General features: G+C 46.1%; 1 protein-coding gene. It reads left to right on the forward strand.

What is annotated here, in order from left to right:
• The coding region (locus tag HBA93_RS23075) for a hypothetical protein (RefSeq protein WP_221724782.1) at nucleotides 1-241 on the forward strand (241 nt) is incomplete at both ends.

Consider the following 241-nt stretch of genomic DNA (forward strand, 5'->3'; position numbering starts at 1 on the left):
TTGAAGGCCTATGCAAGCACGGCGTATATGTCGATAAGCTGACATTCTACCGGATCAGTGATGTACCAAAACCATTTGAAAAGCCGTACTTTATTGAGGCAAAAGCTGATGATCCTATGAGCGGATCGTGGATAACATCTGACGGGAGCCTGATGGATATTTCTGTCCGGTATGAGAGCGAATTCAGGTTCGGCCACCTGAGCGGCTTCTTACATTTCGATGGTATGAAACTGGCTTTATC

Origin of the sequence: Ochrobactrum sp. SFR4 (assembly GCF_019730395.1) — a bacterium.
GTDB lineage: Bacteria > Pseudomonadota > Alphaproteobacteria > Rhizobiales > Rhizobiaceae > Pseudochrobactrum.